The organism is Streptomyces sp. UH6, assembly GCF_013421635.1.
Lineage (GTDB): Bacteria > Actinomycetota > Actinomycetes > Streptomycetales > Streptomycetaceae > Streptomyces > Streptomyces abyssomicinicus.
The window spans coordinates 1-23104 of record NZ_JACADT010000019.1; the positions used below are offsets into that span (position 1 = coordinate 1).

17 protein-coding genes, 2 tRNA genes, 2 pseudogenes and 1 riboswitch are annotated in these 23104 nt (G+C 72.5%); of the genes and pseudogenes, 9 read left to right on the forward strand and 12 right to left on the reverse strand.

What is annotated here, in order from left to right; translation table 11 throughout:
• Nucleotides 1-408: pseudogene (locus tag HW445_RS03200) on the reverse strand (hypothetical protein); the annotation flags it as partial.
• A gap of 248 nt (nt 409-656) precedes the next feature.
• Between HW445_RS03200 and HW445_RS03205 the strand changes: the two are divergent.
• Nucleotides 657-1177 (forward strand): annotated as a pseudogene (locus tag HW445_RS03205) (DUF6817 domain-containing protein).
• An 89-nt stretch (nt 1178-1266) separates the two neighbouring features.
• On the opposite strand, the gene HW445_RS03210 reads toward HW445_RS03205, so the two are convergent.
• Together HW445_RS03210 and HW445_RS03215 are read right to left on the reverse strand one after the other, a co-directional pair.
• A complete protein-coding gene (locus HW445_RS03210; protein WP_180219505.1) occupies nt 1267-2079 on the reverse strand; it encodes an inositol monophosphatase family protein in 813 nt (270 codons plus the stop codon).
• A gap of 26 nt (nt 2080-2105) precedes the next feature.
• Nucleotides 2106-2417 carry a hypothetical protein gene (locus HW445_RS03215; protein WP_180219506.1) on the reverse strand — a complete coding sequence of 104 codons (312 nt, stop codon included), beginning with the start codon at nt 2415-2417 and terminating at the stop codon, nt 2106-2108.
• 177 nt (nt 2418-2594) lie between these two features.
• Here HW445_RS03215 and HW445_RS03220 point away from each other — a divergent pair, with 177 nt between their 5' ends.
• Together HW445_RS03220 and HW445_RS03225 are read left to right on the forward strand one after the other, a co-directional pair.
• A complete protein-coding gene (locus HW445_RS03220; RefSeq protein ID WP_151770575.1) occupies nt 2595-2936 on the forward strand; it encodes an antibiotic biosynthesis monooxygenase in 342 nt (113 codons plus the stop codon).
• 238 nt (nt 2937-3174) lie between these two features.
• The gene (locus HW445_RS03225) at nt 3175-4353 is read left to right on the forward strand and encodes a M14 family zinc carboxypeptidase (protein ID WP_180219507.1); all 1179 of its coding nucleotides are present in this window, start codon (nt 3175-3177) and stop codon (nt 4351-4353) included.
• 107 nt (nt 4354-4460) lie between these two features.
• On the opposite strand, the gene HW445_RS03230 is transcribed toward HW445_RS03225, so the two are convergent.
• Nucleotides 4461-4534 (reverse strand) — tRNA-Pro (locus HW445_RS03230).
• An 874-nt stretch (nt 4535-5408) separates the two neighbouring features.
• Here HW445_RS03230 and HW445_RS03235 point away from each other — a divergent pair.
• From HW445_RS03235 to HW445_RS03245, 3 genes are all read left to right on the forward strand, one after another.
• Nucleotides 5409-6017 (forward strand): nitroreductase family protein, encoded by a 609-nt coding sequence (locus HW445_RS03235; protein WP_180219508.1) that lies wholly within the window; start codon nt 5409-5411, stop codon nt 6015-6017.
• 127 nt (nt 6018-6144) lie between these two features.
• On the forward strand, nt 6145-6984 hold the full coding sequence (locus HW445_RS03240) for a DUF1684 domain-containing protein (RefSeq protein WP_180219509.1): 840 nt from the start codon (nt 6145-6147) through the stop codon (nt 6982-6984).
• A 418-nt stretch (nt 6985-7402) separates the two neighbouring features.
• Nucleotides 7403-8680: an NtaA/DmoA family FMN-dependent monooxygenase gene (locus tag HW445_RS03245; protein ID WP_308798230.1), complete on the forward strand. Its 1278-nt coding sequence runs from the start codon at nt 7403-7405 to the stop codon at nt 8678-8680.
• Nucleotides 8681-8714: 34 nt separating this feature from the next.
• Here HW445_RS03245 and HW445_RS03250 read toward each other — a convergent pair whose 3' ends face one another.
• From HW445_RS03250 to HW445_RS03265, 4 genes are all read right to left on the reverse strand, one after another.
• Nucleotides 8715-10370, reverse strand: a complete 1656-nt coding sequence (locus tag HW445_RS03250; protein ID WP_257230812.1) for an ABC transporter ATP-binding protein — start codon at nt 10368-10370, stop codon at nt 8715-8717.
• Nucleotides 10371-10444: 74 nt separating this feature from the next.
• A complete protein-coding gene (locus HW445_RS03255) occupies nt 10445-11362 on the reverse strand; it encodes an ABC transporter permease (protein WP_180219512.1) in 918 nt (305 codons plus the stop codon).
• A complete protein-coding gene (locus HW445_RS03260; RefSeq protein WP_180219513.1) occupies nt 11359-12318 on the reverse strand; it encodes an ABC transporter permease in 960 nt (319 codons plus the stop codon). The genes HW445_RS03255 and HW445_RS03260 overlap by 4 nt, the downstream gene beginning before the upstream one ends.
• Nucleotides 12319-12321: 3 nt before the next feature.
• Complete coding sequence (locus HW445_RS03265; protein ID WP_374939600.1) at nt 12322-13899, reverse strand: ABC transporter substrate-binding protein; 1578 nt, start codon at nt 13897-13899, stop codon at nt 12322-12324.
• 526 nt (nt 13900-14425) lie between these two features.
• Nucleotides 14426-14539, reverse strand: a riboswitch (SAM riboswitch).
• 159 nt (nt 14540-14698) lie between these two features.
• Between HW445_RS03265 and HW445_RS03270 the strand changes: the two genes are divergently transcribed.
• Nucleotides 14699-15523, forward strand: a complete 825-nt coding sequence (locus HW445_RS03270; RefSeq protein WP_180219515.1) for a DUF1963 domain-containing protein — start codon at nt 14699-14701, stop codon at nt 15521-15523.
• 190 nt (nt 15524-15713) lie between these two features.
• On the opposite strand, the gene HW445_RS03275 is transcribed toward HW445_RS03270, so the two are convergent.
• The 4 genes from HW445_RS03275 to HW445_RS03290 form a co-directional block, all read right to left on the reverse strand.
• Nucleotides 15714-15787: transfer RNA gene (locus HW445_RS03275), tRNA-Pro, on the reverse strand.
• An 87-nt stretch (nt 15788-15874) separates the two neighbouring features.
• Complete coding sequence (locus tag HW445_RS03280; protein ID WP_180219516.1) at nt 15875-18271, reverse strand: glycoside hydrolase family 65 protein; 2397 nt, start codon at nt 18269-18271, stop codon at nt 15875-15877.
• Between the two features lie 42 nt (nt 18272-18313).
• Nucleotides 18314-20689: a phosphoketolase gene (locus tag HW445_RS03285; RefSeq protein ID WP_180219517.1), complete on the reverse strand. Its 2376-nt coding sequence runs from the start codon at nt 20687-20689 to the stop codon at nt 18314-18316.
• Between the two features lie 57 nt (nt 20690-20746).
• Nucleotides 20747-21652 carry a universal stress protein gene (locus HW445_RS03290; RefSeq protein WP_180219518.1) on the reverse strand — a complete coding sequence of 302 codons (906 nt, stop codon included), beginning with the start codon at nt 21650-21652 and terminating at the stop codon, nt 20747-20749.
• A gap of 291 nt (nt 21653-21943) precedes the next feature.
• Here HW445_RS03290 and HW445_RS03295 point away from each other — a divergent pair, with 291 nt between their 5' ends.
• Both HW445_RS03295 and HW445_RS03300 read left to right on the forward strand, forming a co-directional pair.
• Complete coding sequence (locus HW445_RS03295; protein ID WP_180219519.1) at nt 21944-22351, forward strand: YciI family protein; 408 nt, start codon at nt 21944-21946, stop codon at nt 22349-22351.
• An 8-nt stretch (nt 22352-22359) separates the two neighbouring features.
• The coding region (locus HW445_RS03300) for a DUF6596 domain-containing protein (RefSeq protein ID WP_308798236.1) at nt 22360-23104 on the forward strand (745 nt) is incomplete at its 3' end.

The following is a 23104-nucleotide window of genomic DNA, read 5'->3' on the forward strand; positions in this document are numbered from 1 at the left end:
GTCCGGGTCGGCCAGCACGGCCCGGAGCGTCGCCTCGACCTCCTCCCGTGCTCCCTCCCCCACACGGTGTCCGGCCCGCTCGGTGAGCTCGACGGCCTGCCGGGCCAGGGCGGCCACCAGCAGGTGCTGCTGCCGGGACAGTTCGCGCAGGGCCGCCCCGTCGAGGTCGAGGTGGGCCTGTCGCAGGGCCTCGCCCAGTCGCAGAAGCGGCCGGGTCTCCTCCCGGCGTTCGCGGACCAGCAGGTTGCAGGCCCAGGCCGAGAGGCTCGGCCTGCGCAGGGCCTTGATCCGGGCCGCCAGCTCGCGGTCCCCCTCCTTGCGCGCCCGGGCGGCCCGCTCGTCGCGCACCGCGGTGAACTCCTCGGGGCGCGCCCCGTACAGCTCGTCGGCCACAGCGTCGTAGTCCACCCGCGCCTCCCAACGTCCGGAAGCTCCGAGTCTGTCACCTTACGTACCTTTCACGCCGCTTCCGTCCCCACCGCCCGGCCGGAGCGGCCGGGGAACACTCCGCCTGTCTCCAAGGTGAAGCTGGGGGATGTGCAGGACATCGCAGGATTGACTGGGGTCCGGCCGCCGGAAGAGGATCTGCGGGTCCGCGTCACCGGGAACGAAAGGACGCGATCCCCGTGCCCGACTCCTCCGCCGCCGCCCGTGCCGTGGAACTGCTGCTCCGTTCCGGCGCGGCGGACGTCCCCCATCCCGGCGGCACCCTCCACACCCATCTGACGCGGGTGCATGCCCGGTTGTCGGACTGGGGAGCCCGCCCGGCCCTCCGGCTCGCGGGCCTGTGCCATGCCTTCTACGGCACGGACGGATTCGCCACCGCGCTCCTGCCCCTGGAACGGCGGGCCGAGCTGGCCGCGGTGATCGGCCCGGAGGCCGAGGCCGTGGTCCACCTGTACGCGTCCTGCGACCGCGCCGCCACCTACCCCGGCCTCGGCGGCCCCTCCCCCGTCTTCCACGACCGGTTCACCGGGCGGGGTTTCGTGCCGACTCCTCGGCGGCTGCGCGACTTCGCGGAGCTGTCGGCGGTCAACGAGCTGGACATCGCCCGGGTGGACCCCGAGTTCCGGCGGCGATGGGTCCGGACCTGCTGGCCCTCTTCACCCGTCTCCGGCACCTGCTGAGCGACCGGGCGTGGGCCGACTGCCGCGAGGTCCTGGGCACGGCCGGGTAGGGGGCGCGATCACCGGCACCCGTCTCCGGACGTCCGCGGTCAGGTGCCGGTCCGGCTGCGCCCTCAGGCGTCGGTCCGGTTGCGCGCCGTCAGGTGTCGGTCCGGTTGCGGGTCATGGCCAGCAGCGCCGCGTGGGTCTCGTGGTCCGCCGCGGCGATCAGGCCGTTGGCGCCGGTGCAGGGGGGCCGGCCGTCGAGTCCGGTGACCACGCATCCGGCGGCTTCGCACAGGGCGATCCCGGCCGAGAAGTGCACGCTGTCGCGCAGGTCGCCGTCGGTGACGTACGCGGCCCGGCGGCCTGCGGCGACCCACGCGACCGCCAGGGTGGTGGAGACGACCCGGGGCCGGAAGCGGGCGGTGAAGGCGGGGTCGGTGAGCAGGCGGGCGGCCAGGAAGCCGGGGGCGTTGGGGAAGGGCGGGTCGAGGTTGAGGTCGACGAGGCGGGAGCCCGCCGAGGGCGTCAGCCCGGTCTCCGCGCCGTCCCGGGCGAGGACGTGCGCGCGGCCGGTGCCGCTCCAGTACACCTCGTCGGCGAAGGGGTCCGCCGTGGCGGCCGCGACCACCCGGCCGCCTTCGCGCAGCGCGACGTTCACGCCGACGAGCATGGTGTGCACCGCGTAGTTCAGGGTGCCGCAGAGGGGGTCGACGAGCCATCTGCGTCCGGCGTCCGCCGCCCCGGTGGCGCCGCTCTCCTCCCCCGTCACGGCGTCGTCGGGGCGCAGGATCCGCAGGACCTCCAGGATGGCCTGCTCGGCGGCCAGGTCGGCCGCGGTGGCGAAGTCACCGGCTCCCTTGTCGAACCGTTCCGGAGAACCGCCGTACAGGTCGCGCACCACCGAGGCCCCCGCCCGCGCGGCGGCGACGGCCACCTGGGCGTCGGTCCGCCCGCTCGTCGTCAGCATCCGGCGAGCATAGGCGGCACGTCGCGTCACGTGCTCGCGAAGGCGGAGATCAACGTGTCCGCGCGCAGCCGCAGTTCGGCGTCGGCGAGCCCGGCGACGGTGACCATCAGCATGTCGGTCCCCACGGCGCGGGCGAGCGCGACCTCCGGTTCGGCACGGGTTCCGACGAGCGGGTAGGAGTACCAGCCGTCCGCGCGTTCGTCGTCGGTGCCGTCGACGCCGGCCTCGACGGTCAGCCAGTCCGTGCCGTCGAAGGCGTAGCCGGCGTAGTGGGAGAGCAACTGGAGGAAGGGCAGCAGGTTGTGGCTCCATATCCAGCCCCTGACCGGCTCGGCCATGTGCCCTCCCGCCCCGGGGACGGGCCGGCGCACTCGCCGGGCTTCCGCCCCGGCCTTCACCTTGCCCGAAACGGGGGCCGCCCGCGAGCCCTCTCGCGCGAGGGGAAGAAAGGGAGCCGCCCGCCGGCCGCGCGAGCCGGTTGCGCGGGCGCCGAACCCGTGCGGCAGGATGAGGGCATGAGCGTCGTGAAGATCAACGTACTCAACGTGCCGAGCGAGCAGCGGGAGGTGCTGGAGAAGCGCTTCGCCTCTCGGGCGCACGCCGTGGAGAACTCCGACGGGTTCGAGTGGTTCGAGCTGCTCCGCCCCGTGGAGGGCACCGACAACTATCTCGTCTACACCCGCTGGCGTGACGACGAGTCGTTCCAGGCCTGGATGGAGGGCCCGATGAAGGCCGCCCACCAGGGCGGCGGCCAGGCCGAGGGCGGCGAGCGGCCGAAGCCGGCCGCGAGCGGGTCCACGCTGTGGTCGTTCGAGGTCGTGCAGCAGGCGGGGCGGGCCGGCGGGCAGGACGCCTGAGGTACCGGCGGCCGGATCCCCGGGGCCGCTTCCGCGAAGTCTGACGCGTCGCGGAGGCGGCCCTTCGCCGTCCGCCCCCACGGCCGCTTCGCCGGGGTCCGGGCCGGGTCCTCGCCACGGGGCCCGGTGACCGCCGGACCAATTCCTTGTATTCACCATGTTCACAGCGGCAGCACGGGCTCCTATGGTGATCACGCACCACACCTGGGAAGTTGTCCGCAACACCTGAGGAGTAGGTATGTCCGTGCGCCGTTGGATCGCGGGGCTGGCCGGCATGGCGTTGACCGCCGGGCTCGGTACCGCCGCCGTCACCGCGACCGCCACCACCGCGGCGGCGATCCCGCCCACCTCCCACTGCGGGACCGAGGCCGGCGGCTCCGGCAGCAACGGCTTCGTCGACCATGCGCAACTGACCCGCGCGCTCGAGCAGTTGGAGGCGAGCACCGGTGGCGTCGTCGACGTCGAGGTGGCCGGCCACTCCCAGCAGGGCCGGGCGATCCACACGGCCCGCGTCGGCGAGGGCGACACGGTGGTGTTCGTGCAGACCCAGATCCACGGCAACGAGATGCACGGCACCGAGGCCGCCCTGGAACTGCTCAAGCGGTGGGGCGCGAACACCCCGGCGGCGCGCGCGCTGCGGGAGCAGGTCACGGTCGTGGTCATCCCGCGCCTCAACGCGGACGGCGGCGAACTCGACCGGCGGCAGAACGCGATGACCTGGGACGAGGTTGTCGCGGACTTCCCGCAGCTCGCCGGGGCCTCGCCGGCCTGGAACTACAACGCCCGCGTCGGCGGCTTCGACGTCAACCGCGACTTCAACCCCGACCTGGACTACGTTCCCGCCGCGCGGGACTTCCCGGGCGACAGCGCGGACACGGGCTGGTACGTCACCCCCGAGGCGCAGACCTCCCGCGACGTCTACAGGGCGCTGGAGACGGAGTTCGGAACCGTCGACTACTTCGTTGACCTGCACAACCAGTGGCCCTGTTACGCGACGGACGACCTGGAGAACATGTCGCCGCTGTCGATCTCGGCCAAGTTCATCGACGACCCGTCGGAGTTCGGCGACTGGCCCAAGTTCGACCTGGACGCCTCGAAGCGGGCGAACGTGGCGGTCCACCAGGCGCTGCAGTCGCGTGGCGCATCCGGTTTCGGTCACCTCACCCTCTACCCGCAGGACACCAACCTCCCCGGCACCGCGCTGGGCTCGTACCAGCTGCGCGGCTCCGCGGTGGTGCTGTTCGAGACGTCGTCGCAGACCCAGTACGACGGGATGAAGCGCAACGGCATGCTCACCCAGCAGATCGAGACCGGCCTGGGCGGGCTGGTCGACGCCGTCGCGGACGGCTCGGTGGACCGCCTCGACGAGAGCGCCTACGACGCCATTCCGGAGCGTGTCACCCTGCCCGCCGACTGACCTCGCGCGAGGGCGGCCGCCGTCCCGGTGGGGGCGGCTGCGGCACGAAAGCGGTCAGGGCCGGTTGCGGATCTCTCCGAAACCAGCCCTGACCTGCGACTTTTCAGTCGGGACGACAGGATTTGAACCTGCGACCCCTTGACCCCCAGTCAAGTGCGCTACCAAGCTGCGCCACGTCCCGATGCGCTGTCCGTGGTACCCCGTGGAGGTACCGCGAGATCGCGCGAACAGCACTTTACCGCACGTCCCAGGGGTCCTCGCAGGGACCCCGGACGGCCCCGGGGCCGTCCGGCGGATCCATTCCCGGCCGGGCCGGTGGCCTCCTGGAGCTGCTCCAGCTGGTCCCGGTCCTCGTCGCTCCGGTCGTGCGCGCGGGCCTCCCCCGGTGCGGGGAACGCGATCGCGCCCTCCGCCCTGCGGATGCCGCGCTGCTGCCGAGGATCCACACCTCGACGTCGGCTCCCTCACCCGGGACGGCGTGCACCTCGATGCCCTCGGGCGACGGTGGGTGCCCGCGAGCAGGGCGAGGACGTCGTCGATCTGTTCGGCGTAGTCCTGCCCCCCGGGTGGCTGCCAGTGCCTCACGGTGGTCGCTTCCATGCCCGGGCCAGGGTCAGGACTCGGGGTCCGGCGGCACGGGAGCGTGATCCCGGCCCTCGCGGTGTGCGTGTGCTTGCACCGGTCGTGGCCGTCCCGGGCCGGGAGACGGCCAGGGACGGCCGGGGACCGGCTGACGGCACCGCACGAGGCCGGCGCCGGGGCCACTGGCGCCGGTCGCCCGCGGTGTGCTTTGCTGCGCGCATGAACATGCTCGTGTGTCGCCGCCACGTGGACTTCGTGCGCGTGACCACCACGTCCTGTTCCGCCGGGCACTGACCGACGGCGCTCACCGCGCCCGCGCGTCCCGCCGCCCTTCGCGGCCTTCTTGCTGGCACGCTCGTGATCCCACCTCCGGTCGGCCCGTTCAGGCCGCACCCAGTTGTACACCCCTGCGGTCGGCGGCTGTGCCGCGGTCTCTGCCCCGGCCGGGCGACGAAAGGCAAGGCATCAGACATATGTCTCTCCCCCTGACGGAACAGGCCGTCTCCGTGCACCCGTTGCTGGCCGGGCGCTGGAGCCCGCGCTCCTTCGACGCCACGCACACCATCGGCGACGAGGAACTGCTCACGCTCCTCGAAGCGGCCCGCTGGGCCCCGTCCGCCGGGAACTCCCAGCCGTGGCGCTTCCTGGTCGGCCGGCGCGGCGACAGCACGTACCAGCGGATCTTCGGCGCCCTGAGGCCCGGCAACCAGTCCTGGGCGGACCGGAGTTCGCTGCTCGTGGCCGCCGTCGCGGCGGAACTGCGCGAGGACGGCACTCCACACCACGACCCGTCGTACGACACCGCACTGGCCGTGGCGCAACTCGTGGTGCAAAGCGCGGCGTTGGGGCTGCACGCCCATCAGATGGGCGGCTTCGACCCGGCGGCGCTGAGCACGGCGCTGAACATCCCCGACGGTTACCGGCCGTTGTCCGTCACGGCGGTCGGCGCCCTGGCATCGGCGGATCTGCTCCCGGAGGAGCTGCGCGTCCGTGAGACCGCCACCCGCGAACGGCGGCCCCTCGCGGAGACGTTCTTCGCGGGGAGCTGGGGTGATCCGCTGCGCACCGGGCAGGACGGATGACCGCCGGAAGGGACCTCCGGCGCGCGGCCGGGCCGTCGCCCTCGGCCCGCAAGGGCCGCAAGGACCGCGTAGCCCGCGAAGCCCGCGAAGCCCGCGAGGAACACAGGTACCGCCAGGAGGAGGACACATGACCGTCCAGGATTCCGCCGCCGGCCCTGCGGACGGGGCGGCCCTCGCCGCGTTCACCGCGGAGTGGGAGGCGTGGCACCGCCGCCAGCAGGCCGCCCTCGCCGACGCGCACGGATTTCTCGCCATCACCGGGCAGCACTGGCTGACCGCCGACCCGCAGCGTTTCCCGGACGCTCCCGGCGCCTGGTCGACGGGCGAGCACGGCGTCACCGTCGTGCTCGACGACGGTGAGGAACTCGTCGTCGACGGCACGGCGGTGCGCGGCCGGCATTCCTTCGGGGTGATCCCGGAGCGCGGCGGCGTGAACGCGGTCTGGCAGGACGCGGTGATCGAGGTCGCCAGGCGCGGCGGCCAGGACCTGGTCCGGCCGCGCCACCCCGGACATCCGCTGCGCACCTCGTTCTCGGGGACGCCCGCGTACGCGCCGGACCCACGCTGGGTGCTCACCGGCCGCTACACGCCCTTCGCCGAGCCGCAGCCGACGACCGTGGGCGCGGCCGTCGAGGGGCTGGAGCACGTGTACGACGCGCCGGGACGCATCGAGTTCACGCTCGGAGGCCGCGAGGTGGGTGTGACGGCGTTCAACGGGGGCAGCCCCGGCAGCCTCCTGGTGCTCTTCACCGACGCGACGTCGGGCCTGACCACGTACGCGGCCGTCAGGTCGCTGCGCGTCGAGGCGCCGGACCCGGACGGAAGGGTGGTGCTGGACTTCAACCGCGCGGCCAACCTGCCGTGCGCCTACACGGCATTCGCGACCTGCCCGCTGCCACCCGCCGGGAACCGGCTCCCGGTCGCGATCGAGGCCGGCGAGAAGATCCCGCACGAGCGAGCGGCGTGATCCCGCGTCGCGGGGCCGCCACCGCCCGGTGATCCGGGGCGGGTCGCCGGTGGCGGAGATGCCGGGAGCACCTCGCAGGAGCCTCCCGGCGTCTCCGGCACCTCCTCCAGCAATGCACGCCTGTTGCCGTGGTGCTGCGAGCGCGCGCGTTTCATGTCGTGTCTGTGACGTCTTGCCAACTTCCTTGCCCGGCTGACCGCCCCCGGCGCATCGTCGCTGGGTGGCATCGTCCAGGTGCCGTGTCCGGCCCCGGTGCAGGCCCGCGCTCCGAAGTGCCTCCTGCCCGCGCGTCTCGGCGGTGGGCGCCGGACACCGTCCCGACCGCTCCTTCACCTCCGAAACCGTGTCGGCCGCCGTTCAGCTGACGGCCGGCGAGAGGGGACGCCCTGTGAGTACGCAGCCCAGGACTCTGAAGACCGTGACCGGCGCCGGTGACACCTCGGCGATCTACGATCTGGCCGTCGACCCCACCCGGTCCACCCTGGACCAGGCCGTGGAGGTGGCGAGGCTCGCGGAGGCCGCGCGGATCGACGCGCTGTTCACCGCCGACCTGCTGAGCTTCGACGCCCAGGGCAGCATCGGGTCACAGGAACCGCTGGTGTTCGTCTCGGCGCTCAGTCAGGTGACGTCCCGGATCGGGCTGATCGCCACGGTCTCGACCACCTTCCATCACCCCTTCAACCTGGCCCGGCTGTTCGGGACGCTCGACCATGTCAGCAACGGGCGGGCCGCCTGGAACCTGGTGACCTCGGCGGTCGGCGAGGAGAACTTCGGCGGCGTCCTGCCGAGCCCCGAGGAGCGGTACGCGCGTGCCGCGGAGACGCTGGAGGTGGTCAACGCCCTGTGGGACAGCTGGGAGCCCGGTGCCCTGAGCGTCGGTGCGGACGGCAGGGTGGTGCTGGACCGTGACCGCGTGCGCCGCATCGGCCATTCCGGCCGGTTCTTCGAGGTGGCCGGACCGCTCAACATCCCGCCGTTGCCGCAGGGGCGGCCGGTGCAGATCCAGGCCGGGCAGTCCGAGGCGGGACGGGCGCTCGGCGCCCGGTACGCCGAGGTCGTCTTCACCTCGCTGCCCACCCTGGACGTCGCCGCCGACTTCACGGCGAAGATACGTGCCGAGGCACAGCGGTGCGGACGAGGCGACGGGTTGCCGCTCATCCTGTCCTCCCTGCACGCCACCTACGGCGCCAGCGAGGAGGAGGCCCGCCGGCTGGTGCGGGAGAGACGCGAGTCGATCGACTTCGAACGCGGTCGCGCCCAGGTCGCGGACATGCTCGGCGGCGGGGTCGACCTGACGGAACTCCCCCTCGACCGGCCGCTGCCGGAGAGCCTGCTGCCCGACATCACCTCGGTCAACCGTCGCCGGGGCCGGGTCGGCATCTTCAGCGGCTACGCGCGCTCCGGCTACACCCTGCGGGAACTCGTCGTGGCCGCCCAGGACACCGGGCACTGGGCGGTGGCGGGGACGCCCGAGCAGATCGCCGACGCCGTGCAGGAGCGTTTCCGGACGGGTGTCCTGGACGCGATCCTGGTCAACGGCCTCGCGAACCCGCGTCAGCACGACTTCGTCGTCAACGGGCTGCTGCACGAGCTGCGCAGGCGGAAGATCGTCGGAACCGACTACAGCGGGGCCACGCTGCGGGAGAACCTCCAGCTCTCGCTGCCCGGCCGTGCCGCCGTGCCGGCCCGGGCCTGACGCATGGATCACCGGACGCCCCGGCACGCTTTCGTCAGCGGCGCGAGTCCGCCGCCCCGGTGAGACGCCCCCCGGGGATCGCCGCGAGCAGCTCGCGGGTGTACGCGTGGCGGGGCGTGGCGAACAGGTCCTCGGGCGGTCCCGTCTCCACGACACGTCCGGTCCGCATGACGGCGACCTGGTGCGCGATCTGGCGCACGACGGCCAGGTCGTGCGAGATGAACAGGTACGCCACCCCGGTGTCCCGCTGCAACTCCTCGAGCAGCTCGAGCACTTGGGCCTGCACCGACACGTCGAGCGCGGAGACGGGTTCGTCGCACACCACCAGGTCGGGTGAGAGTGCGAGGGCACGGGCGATGGCCACGCGCTGCCGCTGTCCCCCCGACAGCTCGGCCGGGCGGCGCTCCAGCGTGGCCGCGGGCAGGGCGACCCGGTCCAGGAGGTCACGGACGCGGGCGAGCCGGGAGGCGCGGTCGCCGACCTTGAAGGCCCGCAGGGGCTCGCTGATCACGTCGCCGATGGACAAGCGCGGGTCGAGCGAGGCGTACGGGTTCTGGTAGACGATCTGGGCGCGTCGGCGCAGCCGTCTGACCTGCGGACCCTTGGCGGTGGTGACGTCCGTGCCGTCGAACAGGACCTGACCGGAGGTCGGACGGGCGAGGCCGAGCACCAGCCGGGCGGTGGTGGACTTGCCGGAGCCCGACTCCCCGACCAGGGCGAGGGTCTGCCCGCGTCGCAGGACGAGGCCGACGTCGTCGACCGCGCGCAGGGTCCGGACCTCGCCCCCGGCACGGGGAAGCGTGAACTCCTTGACCAGATGGCGCGCTTCGACCAAGGGGGCCTCCTCCGCAAAGGCCGCGGAGGCCGAGGCCGCGGCGGCCGGGATGCGGTGACGGACCGAGGTAAGGCTGGGGGCGGCGGCCAGCAGTCGCCGGGTGTAGGCGTGCTGCGGGTCGGTCAGGACGGCCCGGGTCCCGCCCGCCTCCACGACCTCGCCCCCCGACATGACCACCAGCCGCTGTGCCCTGTCGGCGGCGACCCCGAGGTCGTGGGTCACCAGCAGGATCGCGGTGCCCAACTCCTCGGTGAGGCTCTGGAGATGGTCCAGGATCACCCGTTGCACGGTGACGTCGAGCGCACTGGTCGGCTCGTCGGCGATGATCAGCTGAGGCTTCGCGGCGATGGCGACGGCGATCAGTGCCCGTTGCCGCATGCCGCCGGACAGTTCGTGCGGATACTGCCTCGCCGTGAGGGCCGCGTCGGGCAGTCCGGCCCGGTCCAGCACGGCGACCGCCTCGACGGCGGCCGATCGTCGGGTGGCCAGGCCATGGATCCGCAGGACCTCCGCGACCTGCTCGCCGATCCGCTTGACCGGATTGAGCGAGACCGTCGGATCCTGCGGGACGAGTCCGATCCGCGCGCCGCGCACGGTGCGCAGTTCCGCCTCCGGCAGCGTGGCGAGGTCGTGCCGGCCGAAGCGGATCGTGCCCGCGTCGATCCTGCCGTTCGCCGCCAGCAGCCGGGTGATCGCGTGCGCGGTGGTGCTCTTGCCGGAGCCCGACTCCCCCACCACGGCGGTCACCTGCCCGGGCCACACGTCGAGGTCCACGCCCCGCACGGCGTGCAGGGTCTCGCCCCGGACGCGGTACGACACGGACAGCCCGCGTATCTCCAGCAGTGGTGCGGTCATGTCGTCGTCACCGTTCTCCCGGCCCTCCTGGCCCTCGCGGCCATCGCGGCCCGCACCGTCCTCACGCGTGTCGGTCATCGCTGCCGGGTCCATTCGCCGTCGAGCGCCCGAGCGATGCGGTTGGTGGCCAGCACGGTCGCGGCGATCACCAGCCCGGGCAGGGCGGTCAGCCACCAGGCGTTGGCCAGGTAGTTGCGGCCGTCGGAGATCAACGTGCCCCATTCCGGAGCCGGGGGCGGCGCGCCGTAGCCGAGGAAGCTCAGCGCCGACACGGCCAGGACCGAGGCGCCGAAGTCCAGGGTGGCCAGGACGATCACCGGGCCGGCCGCGTTGGGCAGCACGTGCCGGCGCAGCACCGAGTACCAGCGGGCCCCGCAGGAGCGGGACGCCTCGACGTAGAGCGCCTGCCGTACCCGCAGGACCTCCGCCCGGGCCACCCGGGCGAAGGACGCGACGCCGGCGATGCCCACCGCGACGGCCACCTTGACCGTCCCGTACCCGAGGGCGGTGACGAGGGCGAGCGACAGGAACAGTGCCGGGATGGCGAGGAGGACGTCGACGAAGCGCATCAGCACGTCGTCGACCCAGCGGCCCACGAACCCGGCGAGCAGCCCGAGCAGACCGCCCACCACGAACGCGACCAGGACCGCGATCAGCGTGGCCTTGAGCGACAGTTGGGCGCCGTGGACCACACGGGAGAAGAGATCGCGGCCCAGCTCGTCCGTGCCGAACCAGTGGCTGCCGCTCGGGGCCTGGAAGTTCTGGGACGGCACTCCCTTCAGGGGATCCTGCGCGGTGAACAGGCCCGGCCGGAAGGACGCCGACACCACCAGCACGACGACCGCCACGGACAGCAGCAGACCGGGGCGGCGCAGCAGGAACCGCAGCGTGCGGCGGGTTCCGTCGCGGCGTCTCGGGCCCGCGGCCGGCTCCGGTGCGGCCGTCCGAGCCGGTGCGGCCTCGGTCTGGTCGTCGAGAAGACTCCGGCTCATACCGTGCTCGCCCTCCGGCCCGAGGCCACCACGATCCGCGGGTCCAGCAGCGGATAGACGAGGTCGACGAGGAGGTTGGCCGCCACGAAGATCAGCGCGCCGAACACCACCACCCCCTGGACGACCGGGATGTCCTGGGAGGTGACCGCGGCCGCGGTCACCCGGCCGAGGCCGTCCCGGGAGAAGACGGTCTCGACGACCACCGACCCGGCGACCAGTTGTCCGACCAGCAGTCCGACGACGGTCAGCGCGGGCAGCGACGCGTTGCGCAGCGCGTGCCGCAGATGGATCCGCCACCGGCCGGCGCCCTTGGCCCGGGCGGTCTCCACGTAGGCCTGGTCCAGCGCGGTGAGCAGGCTCTTGGCGAGGACCTGGGCGACCAAAGCGCCGGTGGGGACCGCCAGCGTCAGCGCCGGCAGGACCAGGCCACGCGGCCCGTCGTTGCCGAACGCCGGGAACCAGTGCAGCCGGAAGGAGAAGGCGTCGACCAGCAGCAGCCCCACCCAGAACGTGGGGACCGACACCCCGAGCGGGGGCAGTGACAGCAGCAGCTGCCGCAGCCACCGGCGGGTGGTGTACGTTGCCGCCACCGCGAGGCCGCCGCCGAGCACCACGGCGAGCAGCAGCGCGGTGACCGTCAGTTGCAGGGTCTGCGGCAACGCGTCGCCCAGGGTAGCGGTCACCGGGCGGCCCGTGGAGACCGCGTCACCGAAGTCGCCCCGCACCGCGCGGCCGAGGTGGTCGGCGTACTGCTCCGGCACCGGCTTGTCGAAGCCGTACTCGTGCCGCAGCGCCGCGACCTGGGCGGGGTCGACCTGTCCCGAGTCCATGCCGGCGCCGGCCATCGCGGTGACCGGGTCACCCGGCAGGAAGTCCAGCACCAGGAAGGACACGGTGTACGCGGCCCACAGCACCCCGACCGCCTGCGCCAGCCGTTTGAGCACGTAGCGGCGCACGCGTCAGCCGATCCAGGTGTCGTGCAGGTGGATGCGGCTGCCCGAGTCGAAGTCGAGGTCGTGCACCTTCGTCGACACGCCCAGTTGGGTCTGGAGCTCGACCACCGGCACGTAGTACGCGTTGCGCACAAGCGACTTCTGCGCCTCGCCGACCAGTTGCTCGCGCTCGGCGACGTCCGTGGCCGCCGCCTGCCGGGACAGTACGTCGTCCAGGGGACTGGGCGGCAGCTGGTAGACGTTGGCCAGCTCGGTCGAGAAGGAGTTGCGCAGGATGTCCGGATCGGCCCGGGTCACGTTCCCCCAGATCAGGTCGAATTCACCCTCCTGGAGCGTCGCGGTGAACTGGCTGACCTGGAGCTGCTTGAGCACCACGTCGATCCCGACGGCCTTGAGCTGCTGCTGGACCAGTTCCAACGTGGGCTGGTTGGTGGCGGCGTTGGGGAACCAGCTGATGGCCAGCGTCAGCTTCTTGCCGTCCTTGGCGCGGATGCCGTCGCCGCCCGCCTTCCAGCCGGCGGCGTCCAGCAGGGACTTCGCCTTGGCCGGGTCGTGGGCGAGGTCCGGGGAGAGGTTCGTGTAGACGGGCGTGGTGTGGGACAGGACGCTGGTCGCCGGCCGGGTCCCGCTCGGGTACACGGTGTCGGCGATCTGCTGCCGGTCGAGGGCGGACACGAGGGCCTGTCGCACCTTCGCGTCCTTCAGGACGGGCAGCGCGTTGTTGATGCCCAGCCCGAACACCACGCCGGGGTTGGCCCGGCTCCGGAGGGTGGCCTGCCCGCCCTTGAGCGCGGCCTCGTCGGCCTTGGCGACGCTGCTGATCGCGTCCACCTGCCCGGACTGGAGGCTGCCGGTGCGGACACCGGCCTCGGGCACGACCTTGAACACCAGCTTGTCCAGGTATGCCTCGCCCTTCTTCGACCAGCGCGAGGAGCCCCAGTCGTACCCGGTGCGCTTCGCCAGCGTGATCGACTGGTTCTGCACGTACTGCTTCAGCACGAACGGGCCGGATCCGATCACGCCGTCGCTGCACTTCTGCTGCGGGGTCTTCCTGACGCTCGCCGACGACTCGATGCCCAGCGAGTGGGTCGACGTGGCTTGGATGAACTGGGCGTTGGACTTCTCGAACGTCACCTTGACGGTGAGGGGGTCGACCACGCGGGTGCTCTTCACACCGCTCAGATAGCCCTGGGCGAGGGTGCCCAGCGCGCCGAGTTCCGGTACCGCGTCGAAGTTGTCCTTGACCACCTGTGCGGTCAGCTCGGACCCGTCGCTGAAGGTGACACCCGGACGCAGATGGAAGGTGAACTCCGTCGCGTCGGCGTTGACGTCCCAGCTCTTGGCCAGCCAGGGCACGATCTCGCCCGTCTCCGGGTCCTGGTCGGTCAGGGAGTCCACGACCTGGCGGAGCGAGTAGATGGTGTCGTTGCTGCCGACCTGGTGGGGGTCCACGCAACCCGCGTCCGAGCCGACCGCGAAGGTCAAGGTGCCGCCGGACTTCGCCTGACCGCCTCCCCCGCCGGGACCGGCGCCGCCCGGGCCGCAGGCGGTCAGCAGAACACCACCGGCCAGCAAGGCCGCCACGGGGGCCCATCGGGAAGCTCTGACATTCGCACGTGCTGTCACTGCTGTTACTCCTACTCGTTTCGGCGCGCACGACCGCGCGTCGCGTGGGCGTGCGGCCCCGGCCGGAGGTCGGCACCGGCAGCGGGGAGGGCTCTGCGGACAGGGGCTGGGAAGGGAACGGCACCGCGGACGGTGGCGGAGAGGAAACGCGCGGGACGGCGCCGGTGACGGGACGACGACCGGCGAGCCGGCCAGGCTCGCCGGAGGTCACCTGGGGCAGGCGGGCCGGGCGTGACGGACCGGGGCGGTCAGGTCTGACGCGGTCAGGCGTGACGTGCTGTCAGGCGTGACGTGCTGTCAGGCGTGACAGAGACAGCTCGTCGAGCGCTTCAGATCGATGTGACGTCGCCGCGCGAGGCGGGAGAACGCCGTGGCGTCCGCGCCGGAGCCGGTGCAGGAGGCAGTGCACGAAAGAGCGCGGGAGGCAGCCGGCTCACCACCGTGACACATGCTGGTCCTCCCGTCTCCGGTCCCTCTCACCGGGGCCACGCGCTTGCGGGAACCGTCGTCGGTCCCGCCGGGCTTTCACCTGGAGCACCCCGTCGCGTGGAAGGGTTGCCGGTCAGCGAGCCAGGGCTTGACGCTGACGCTCAATGCCGTGCGCCATGCTACGGAGCGGTCGCGCGCCGGGTCAATGACCTTATGACAAAGCCTTGTTGGCCGATCACGGCCGCACCGTGGGAGCCGGCAGTCGCCCGGTGCGCGTCACGGTCCGGCCCATGGGCGGGTCTCTCTCCCCTCGCACTATGTTCACCGTATGAGACCCGAGGTGCTCGACAAGATGAACCGGTTCCGTGAGGAGGCGCTCGCGGGCGGCGTCCCGTCCGCCGAGGTGGAGAGGTGGCTCGAGGCCGCCCGCCCCTGCGCCACGCTGGCGTCCACCGTGGACGGGCCGGTCGTGGGCCACTTCGGCGGGCCCGACCTGCTCCCCGCCGACGCTCCCCGGCTCCCGGCAGGGCTGAGCCTGATCGCGATGCTGGACCTCGCCGCGCTGCCCGACGACGCGACGACTCTGGAAATGCCCCCCGACGGCCGGCTCCTCCTCTTCGCCCAGCTCCATCCCGACGACCTGGACGCTTCCGGCCGAGTGATGTACGTCCCCGCCGGCATACCCCTCGAAGAACGCCCTGGGGGCGACGGCCATGACCGCGCGGAGCTACGACTGAAGTACGACGTCTCCCTGCCGGACAACGAGGTGCTGATCGACCCGGTCGAGCACCCGCACGCCAAGGAACTGCGCCAGGCCTGGTCGGACGTGCTGTACGCGGACCGGCACCATCGCGAGGTGACTCACCTGCAGATCGACGGGTACTCCAGGGACTCCTACGGCGAGGACGACCCCGTCACCGCGTCCGCCGCCATGGCGGCACGGAGGGCGGGGAAGCCGGAGGGCAGGCGGGCCGGTCCATGGGCACGGCCCCGTCCCGACGACTGGGCGCTTCTCGCCCAGTGGTACGGCGGCGCCGTGGACTTCGGTGGCCTCCGCATCGGCGGTGACGTCTTCTGGACGATTGCGAGGAAGGACGTGGCGGCGCGGCGCTTCGACCAGGTGACCGTCCTGGGGTGCTTCGCGGGCCCGTGAGGTGATGTCCGGTTCCGGCCGGTGCCTGTGGCAGGGATGCGGGTCGCGGCTTCGGCTGCTGCCCTCCGGACCCAACCGGGGAGCGGATCGGACAGGTCCGGCGCCCTCGCACCGCTCGCCGTGCCAGGAATGATCGAGGGGCCATTCCAGATCTCCTCTGAAATGGCCCCTGACCTGCGACTTCGTAAAGTCGGGACGACAGGATTTGAACCTGCGACCCCTTGACCCCCAGTCAAGTGCGCTACCAAGCTGCGCCACGCCCCGATACGCAGGGGCCCCACCGCGTGGTTGCCCTGCGTGATCGTGCGGATCAAGCCTACCGTATGCGCGGGAGTGGTCGTGACCAGGCGCTCATCCGGGCACGGGCACCTCGGACTCCCGCAGGGAGACCGTGCGGGTCTCGCCGGGGGCGAGCGACTCGGTCCACTCCCCCAGGTGCACGGTGACCGGTTCCTCGGCGGCCGCGGCGACGGAGATCTCCAGCTGGTCCTGGCGCAGCCGGACCCTGACCCCCCAGTGCCCGCGGTACCGCAGGCAGAACCGGTACTCCGACATCTGCGGCAGCGGGACGGGTTCGAACCGCAGGGCGCCCGACCGCGTCTCCAGGCCGGGCAGGCACCGCTGGACCATGTCGAGGGTGCCGGCCATGGCCCCCAGGTGGATGCCCTCCCCCGTGGTGCCGCCCTGGACGTCGGCGATGTCGCCGGCCAGCGCCTCCTGGACGAACTCCCACGCCTGGGCCCGCCGGGCGCGGGCGAGCACCCAGCCGTGGACCAGGCTGCTGAGCGTCGAGCCGTGGCTGGTGCGGGCGAGGTAGTGGTCGACGGTGCGCAGCCAGGTCTCGTCGTCGAGGTCGTGGCCGAGGCGCTGGAACTGGGCGCGCAGCTCGCCCGGCGTGAAGAGGTAGCCGAGCATCAGGACGTCGGCCTGCTTGGAGGCCTGGTAACGGTTGACGGTGTCGCCCTCCGCCTCGAGGATCCGGTCGAGCCGCCGGATGTCGCCGTACTTGGCGCGGTAGCCGCGCCAGTCGAGTTCCTCGAGCTGCCCGTAGCCGGAGAACTGGCTGATGACCCCGGTGTGGAAGGGCACGTGCAGCCGGCGGGAGACGTCGTCCCAGTGCTCCAGTTCGGCGTCGTCGACGCCGGTGCGTTCGGTGATGTCGCGGCGGAGGGGTTCGGGGAGTTCGCCGAGGACGTCGAGGGCGCGGGCGATGACCCAGGAGGCGGAGACGTTGGTGTAGGCGTTGTCGTCGAGGCCGGGGCGGGTGGCGCCGGGGTAGGCCTCGTGGTACTCGTCGGGGCCGACCACTCCGCGGATGCGGTAGCGCTCCAGCTCCTTGTCGTAGGTGGCGAAGTCGGCCCAGAACCGCGCGATCTGGAGCAGCATGTCGGCGCCCTTGCCGTGCAGGAAGCCGGTGTCGCCGGTGGCCTCGGCGTAGCGCCAGACGTTGTAGGCGATGGCGGAGCCGACGTGGTACTGGAGGTGGCTGTGGTCGGGCAGCCAGCGGCCGGAGCGCGGGTTGAGGTGGAGCCGCTGGGTCTCCTCCCGGCCGTCGCTGCCGCTCTGCCACGGGTACAGGGCGCCGCGGTACCCGGCGTCGGTGGCGTTGAAGCGGGCGCGTTCCAGGCGGCGGTGGCGGTAGGTGAGCAGGGCCCGGGAGACCTCGGGGAAGTGCAGGTTGAGGAAGGGCAGCACGAACAGCTCGTCCCAGAAGACGTGGCCGCGGTACGCCTCGCCGTGCAGGCCGCGCGCGGGCACGCCGACGTCGAGTTCGGCGGTGTGCGGGGACAGGACCTGGAGCAGGTGGAAGAGGTGGAACCGCAGGACCGGTCCGGCCTCGCCGACGACGTCGAGCTCCGCGCCGCGCCACAGCTGTTCCCAGGCGGTGAAGTGGGACTCCAGCAGCGTCTCGAAGCCGCCGGCCCGTCCGACCCGGTCGAGGGCCGCGTGCACCGGGTCGCTGATGGCGGGATCGCGTGAGGTGTGGAGGGCGACGGTCTTGTCGACGGTGACGGTGTGGCCGTCGGCGACGGAGACGCGCAGCAGCCGGGCCACGGAGGTGTCCTCCAGCTCGGTGACGGTCTCCGCCGGGGCGTCGGCCTCGGTGCGGGCGGCCAGCGCGATGCGGATGTCCGAGGTGGTGGTGCGGCACCGCACCCAGGCCACGCCCTCCTCGGTGACGCCGGGCTGGACGTGGGTGAGGTGCTGGGAGGCGAGGTCCTTGTAGCGGTCGACGTTGCCGTTGGTGACGCCGGCGTCGAGCGCGGACTCGATCTCCAGCGCCCCCGACCAGCCCTCGGGGGTGAGCTCGGTGCGCAGCAGGGCCAGGTGCGGGTCGGCCATGTGCACGACGCGGAGCTGGCGGACGCGGACGGCCCGGCCGTCGGCGTCCAGGTAGCGCAGGGTGCGCTCCAGGACGCCGCGGCGCAGGTCGAGGCTCTGGCGGTACTCCTCGACGGTGTGGGTGTCGGGGGTGAACCAGTGGCCGGTGCCGGTGCGGAAGCGCAGCGGCAGCCAGTTGGGCAGGTTGACGACGTCCTCGTTGTCGACGTGCCGTCCGGACACGTCGGAGACGAGGCGGTTGTAGCAGCCGGCCGCGTAGGTGCCGGGGTAGTGGACCCGGTCCCGGGCGCACTCGGGGACGGCGCCCCGGGTGGCGAGGTAGCCGTTGCCGAGGGTGCACAGGGACTCGCGCAGTTTCTCCTGTGCCGGGTCGTAGCCCTCGTACTCCCAGGTCCACTCGCCCATGGCGCCTCCTCGGTACGTGTGGTGCGGTGGGCCGGCGGCCGGTCAGTCGTTCCAGGTCCATTCCGCGACCTCCGGCATGTCCATGCCGGTGGCGCGGATGTGGGCGTGGTGACGTGCCCTGACGTCCTCCATGGTCTGGCGCACGGCGGCGGCCCGCACGGCGAGGCCGGGTACCCGGTCGATGACGTCCATCACGAGGCGGTACCGGTCGAGGTCGTTCTGGACGACCATGTCGAACGGCGTGGTGGTGGTACCGGCCTCCTTGTATCCACGGACGTGCATGTTGACGTGTCCGGCGCGTCGGTAGGCCAGCCGGTGGATCAGCCACGGGTAGCCGTGGTAGGCGAAGATCACCGGCTTGTCGGAGGTGAACAGGCCGTGGAACTCGGCCTCCGTGAGCCCGTGCGGGTGCTCCTCCTTGGGCAGCAGCCGCGTCATGTCGACGACGTTGACGACCCGGACGGCGAGGTCGGGCAGGTGCCGCCGCAGCAGCTTGGCGGCGGCCAGCACCTCCTGGGTGGGCACGTCGCCGGCGCAGGCGAGGACCACGTCGGGTTCGCGGCCCTGTTCGGTGCCGGCCCATTCCCAGATGCCGGCTCCGCGGGCGCAGTGCACCTTGGCCTCGTCCATCGTGAGCCAGTCGAAGCAGGGCTGCTTGCCGGCCACGATGACGTTGACGTAGTCCTTGCTGCGGAGCGCGTGGTCGGCCACCGACAGCAGGGTGTTGGCGTCCGGGGGCAGGTAGACGCGGACCACGTCGGGGCTCTTGTTGAGCACGTGGTCGACGAACCCGGGGTCCTGGTGGGAGAAGCCGTTGTGGTCCTGCCGCCAGACGTGCGAGGTCAGCAGGTAGTTGAGGGAGGGGACGGGCGCCCGCCAGGGAAGGGCGCGGGCGGTCTTCAGCCACTTGATGTGCTGGTTGACCATCGAGTCGACGATGTGGACGAACGCCTCGTAGCAGGAGAACAGGCCGTGCCGGCCGGTGAGGTTGTAGCCCTCCAGCCAGCCCTGGCAGAGGTGTTCGGAGAGGACCTCCAGGACGCGGCCGTGCCGGTCGAGGTTGACGTCGACGGGGAGGGTGTCGCCCTGCCATGCCTTGCCGGTGGCGCCGAAGACGGCGGAGAGGCGGTTGGAGTCGGTCTCGTCGGGGCCGACGAGGCGGAAGTCGCGCCGGGAGGCGGTGTTCAGCATGACCTGCTCGAGCAGGGCGCCGAGTACCCGGGTGGGTTCGTGGGGGCCCGCGCCGGGGCTCTCGACGGGGACGGCGAAGTCCTCCAGGGGCGGCACGGGCAGTTGGCGGGTGAGCAGCCCGCCGTTGGCGTGCGGGCTGGAGCCGAGCCGCCGGGCGCCCTCGGGCACGCCGGCCAGGACGTCGGCGACGGGCGCGCCGGTCTCGTCGAAGAGTTCCTCGGGCCGGTAGGAACGCAGCCACTGTTCGAGGAGCACCAGGTGGTCGGGGTTGTCGCGCACGCCGGACAACGGGACCTGGTGGGCGCGCCAGGTCCCTTCGACGGGGACGCCGTCGACCTCGGAGGGGCCGGTCCACCCTTTGGGCGTGCGCAGCACGATCATGGGCCAGCGGGGGCGGTCGGTGACGCCCTCCTGGCGGGCGGTGCGCTGGATCAGCGCGATGCGGTCGAGGACCTGGTCGAGGGCGGCCGCCATGTCGCGGTGGACCTGTTCGGGGTCGGATCCGGTGACGTGGACGGGGTCGTAACCGTAGCCTCGCAGCAGCTCGTCGAGTTCGTGCTCGGGGAGACGGGAGAGGACGGTGGGGTTGGCGATCTTGTAACCGTTGAGGTGCAGGATCGGGAGCACCGCGCCGTCGTGGACGGGGTCGAGGAACTTGTTGGAGTGCCAGGAGGCGGCGAGCGGGCCGGTCTCCGCCTCGCCGTCGCCGATGACGCAGGCGACGAGCAGCCCGGGGTTGTCGAAGGCGGCCCCGTAGGCGTGGGCGAGCGAGTAGCCGAGTTCACCGCCCTCGTGGATGGATCCGGGCGTCTCCGGGGCGACGTGGCTGGGCACGCCGCCGGGGAAGGAGAACTGCCGGAACAGCCGCTCCATGCCCTCGGTGTCCAGGGAGATGTCGGGGTAGGTCTCGCTGTAGCTGCCCTCCAGCCAGGAGTTGGCGACCACCGAGGGTCCGCCGTGTCCGGGCCCCCAGATCACCAGCGCGTCCAGGTCCCGCTTGCGGATCACCCGGTTCATGTGGGTGTAGACCAGGTTGAGGCCCGGGGAGGTGCCCCAGTGGCCCAGCAGTCGGGGCTTGATGTGCTCGGGACGCAGCGGCTCGGTCAGCAGCGGGTTGGCGAGCAGGTAGATCTGCCCCGCCGAGAGGTAGTTGGCCGCCCGCCAGTGCGCGAGCAGGATGCGCAGTTCGTCGTCGGGCAGGACGTCCTTGTACGGGGCCGTGGTCATCGGGCGACTCCCTCGGTCGTCGGTCGGATCCGGTGTGCGGGGACGGCGGGCACGTCGTCAAGGATGGGGGACCACGGCCACCGGTGCGACGGCGTGGTGCAGGACGGCGTGGGCGACCGCCCCGATGCGCAGCCCGAGCGTGTGTCTGCGGAGGCGGTGGCCGACGACGACCAGGGAGGCGTTCCGGGACGCGTCGGCGAGCAGCACGGAGCCCTTGCCGGGCTCGGACTCCTGGATCACCTCCACCTGCGGGTGCGCGGCCCGCCAGGGGGCGAGCTTGCGTTCCAGCAGTTCGCTCTGCTGCCGTCGCATCCGTCCGAACGCCTCACCCTCGACGGATCCGGCCCATTCGTAGAAGGCGGGCAGGCTGTAGCCCTGTACGGCCCGCAGGGGGGCGGAGCGGCGGGCCGCCGACTCGAAGGCGAACTCGAGGACCGCGTCGGGGGTGTCCTCGGGGTCGACGCCGACCACGACGGGCCGGTAGGGCGTGGTGTCGCTGCGGCCGCCGGACGGGCCGGCGAGGTGTTCCTCGACGGCGGACTCGCCCGCGCGGACCAGTACCACCGGGTGCTCGGCGTGGGCGATGACACCGAGGCCGACGGAGCCCGCGATGAATCCGCTGATCCCGCCGAGCCCGCGGGAGCCGAGGACGAGCAGGCCGTCCTGACCGGCCTGCTCGGTGAGCACCACGGGGGCGCGGCCCTCGACCCCCTCGATCGTGACCTCCAGGCCGGGCTGCTCGCGGCGCACCGCGTCGGCGACCTGGGGCGGGACCTCGCGTCCCCAGTCCTGCCGGGTCTCCTCGGCGAGGAACGGGGCCTGTGCCAGCCGCGGCGGGGTGGGCTCGTGGACGTGCACGATCTTCAGCGGCACCGACCGCATCCGTGCCTCGCGGGCGGCCCAGTCGACGGCGGCGCGGCTCTCGGGCGATCCGTCGAGTCCGGCGACGACGGTGCGGACCATGGTGCGACCTCCGGGACGGGCGGCGGGCAGTCTTCTCCCCGAGTCTCCCGCCCGACCCCTTCCATGGCTCCCGGGACTGACCCGAACGGCTGGCGGCGCGGGCGCTCCCGGCCGGCCGGGGCTGCGGCGGGGCCGCGGGCCGCGGCGTGCGGCCCTGCGCTCCCCGCCGTCCGGTCGACGCGACCGGAATTGCCGGAAGAATGTCGCCGGGACGATGTCGAGAACCCGTGACCGGCTCCGTCCCCGGGGTGAAGTGCCCGCGAGGGCCACATCGGAACCTGGGAGAACACCATGGCGAAGTATCTGCTTCTCAAGCACTACCGGGGCGCTCCGGCGGCGGTGAACGACGTTCCCATGGACCGGTGGACGCCCGAGGAGATCTCGGCGCACATCGCGTACATGAACGACTTCGCGGCCCGGCTGGAGGAGACCGGCGAGTTCGTGGACGGTCAGGCCCTCGCTCCCGAGGGGACGTTCGTGCGGTACGACGGCGAGGGGCGCCCGCCGGTCACCGACGGCCCGTTCGCGGAGACGAAGGACCTCATCGCCGGCTGGATGGTGATCGACGTCGACGGCTACGACCGTGCCCTGGAGCTGGCCGGTGAGCTGTCGGCCGCGCCGGGGGCGGGCGGGAGGCCGATCCACGAGTGGCTGGAGCTGCGCCCCTTCCTCAGCGCCCCGCCCACCGTCACCGAATGACCGGGCCCGTGGAGGAGGCGCTGGTCAGGAGCCTCACACCGGGTGTGCTGGCCGTCCTCGTCCGCCGCGGAGCCGACTTCTCGGCGGCCGAGGACGCAGTGCAGGAGGCGCTGCTGGAGGCGGTCCGCACGTGGCCGGCCGGCCCTCCGGCGGATCCGAAGGGCTGGCTGGTCACCGTGGCGTGGCGCCGGTACCTCGACGCCTGGCGCGCCGACGCCTCCCGCCGCCGGCGGGAGGAACTGGTCGAGGAGGAGCCGCCGCCCGGGCCCGTGCCGGACGTGGACGACACGCTGTGGCTCTACTTCCTGTGCGCCCATCCGTCGCTGACGCCGTCGTCGGCGGTCGCGCTCACGCTGCGGGCGGTCGGCGGGCTCACCACCCGCCAGATCGCCCGGGCGTACCTGGTGCCGGAGGCGACGATGGCGCAGCGCATCAGCCGGGCCAAGCGCACGGTCTCCGGTGTGCGTCTCGACCGGCCCGGTGACGTCGCCACCGTGCTGCGCGTCCTCTACCTGGTCTTCAACGAGGGCTACTCCGGCGACGTGGACCTGGCCGCCGAGGCCGTCCGGCTCACCCGGCGGCTCGCGGCCCTCGTCGACCACCCGGAGGTGTCGGGCCTGCTGGCCCTGATGCTGCTCCACCACGCCCGGCGAGCCGGCCGGACGGCGCCGGACGGCAGTCTGGTGCCGCTCGCCGAGCAGGACCGGAGCCGGTGGGACACCGCGGCGATCGCCGAGGGCATCGGGATCCTGC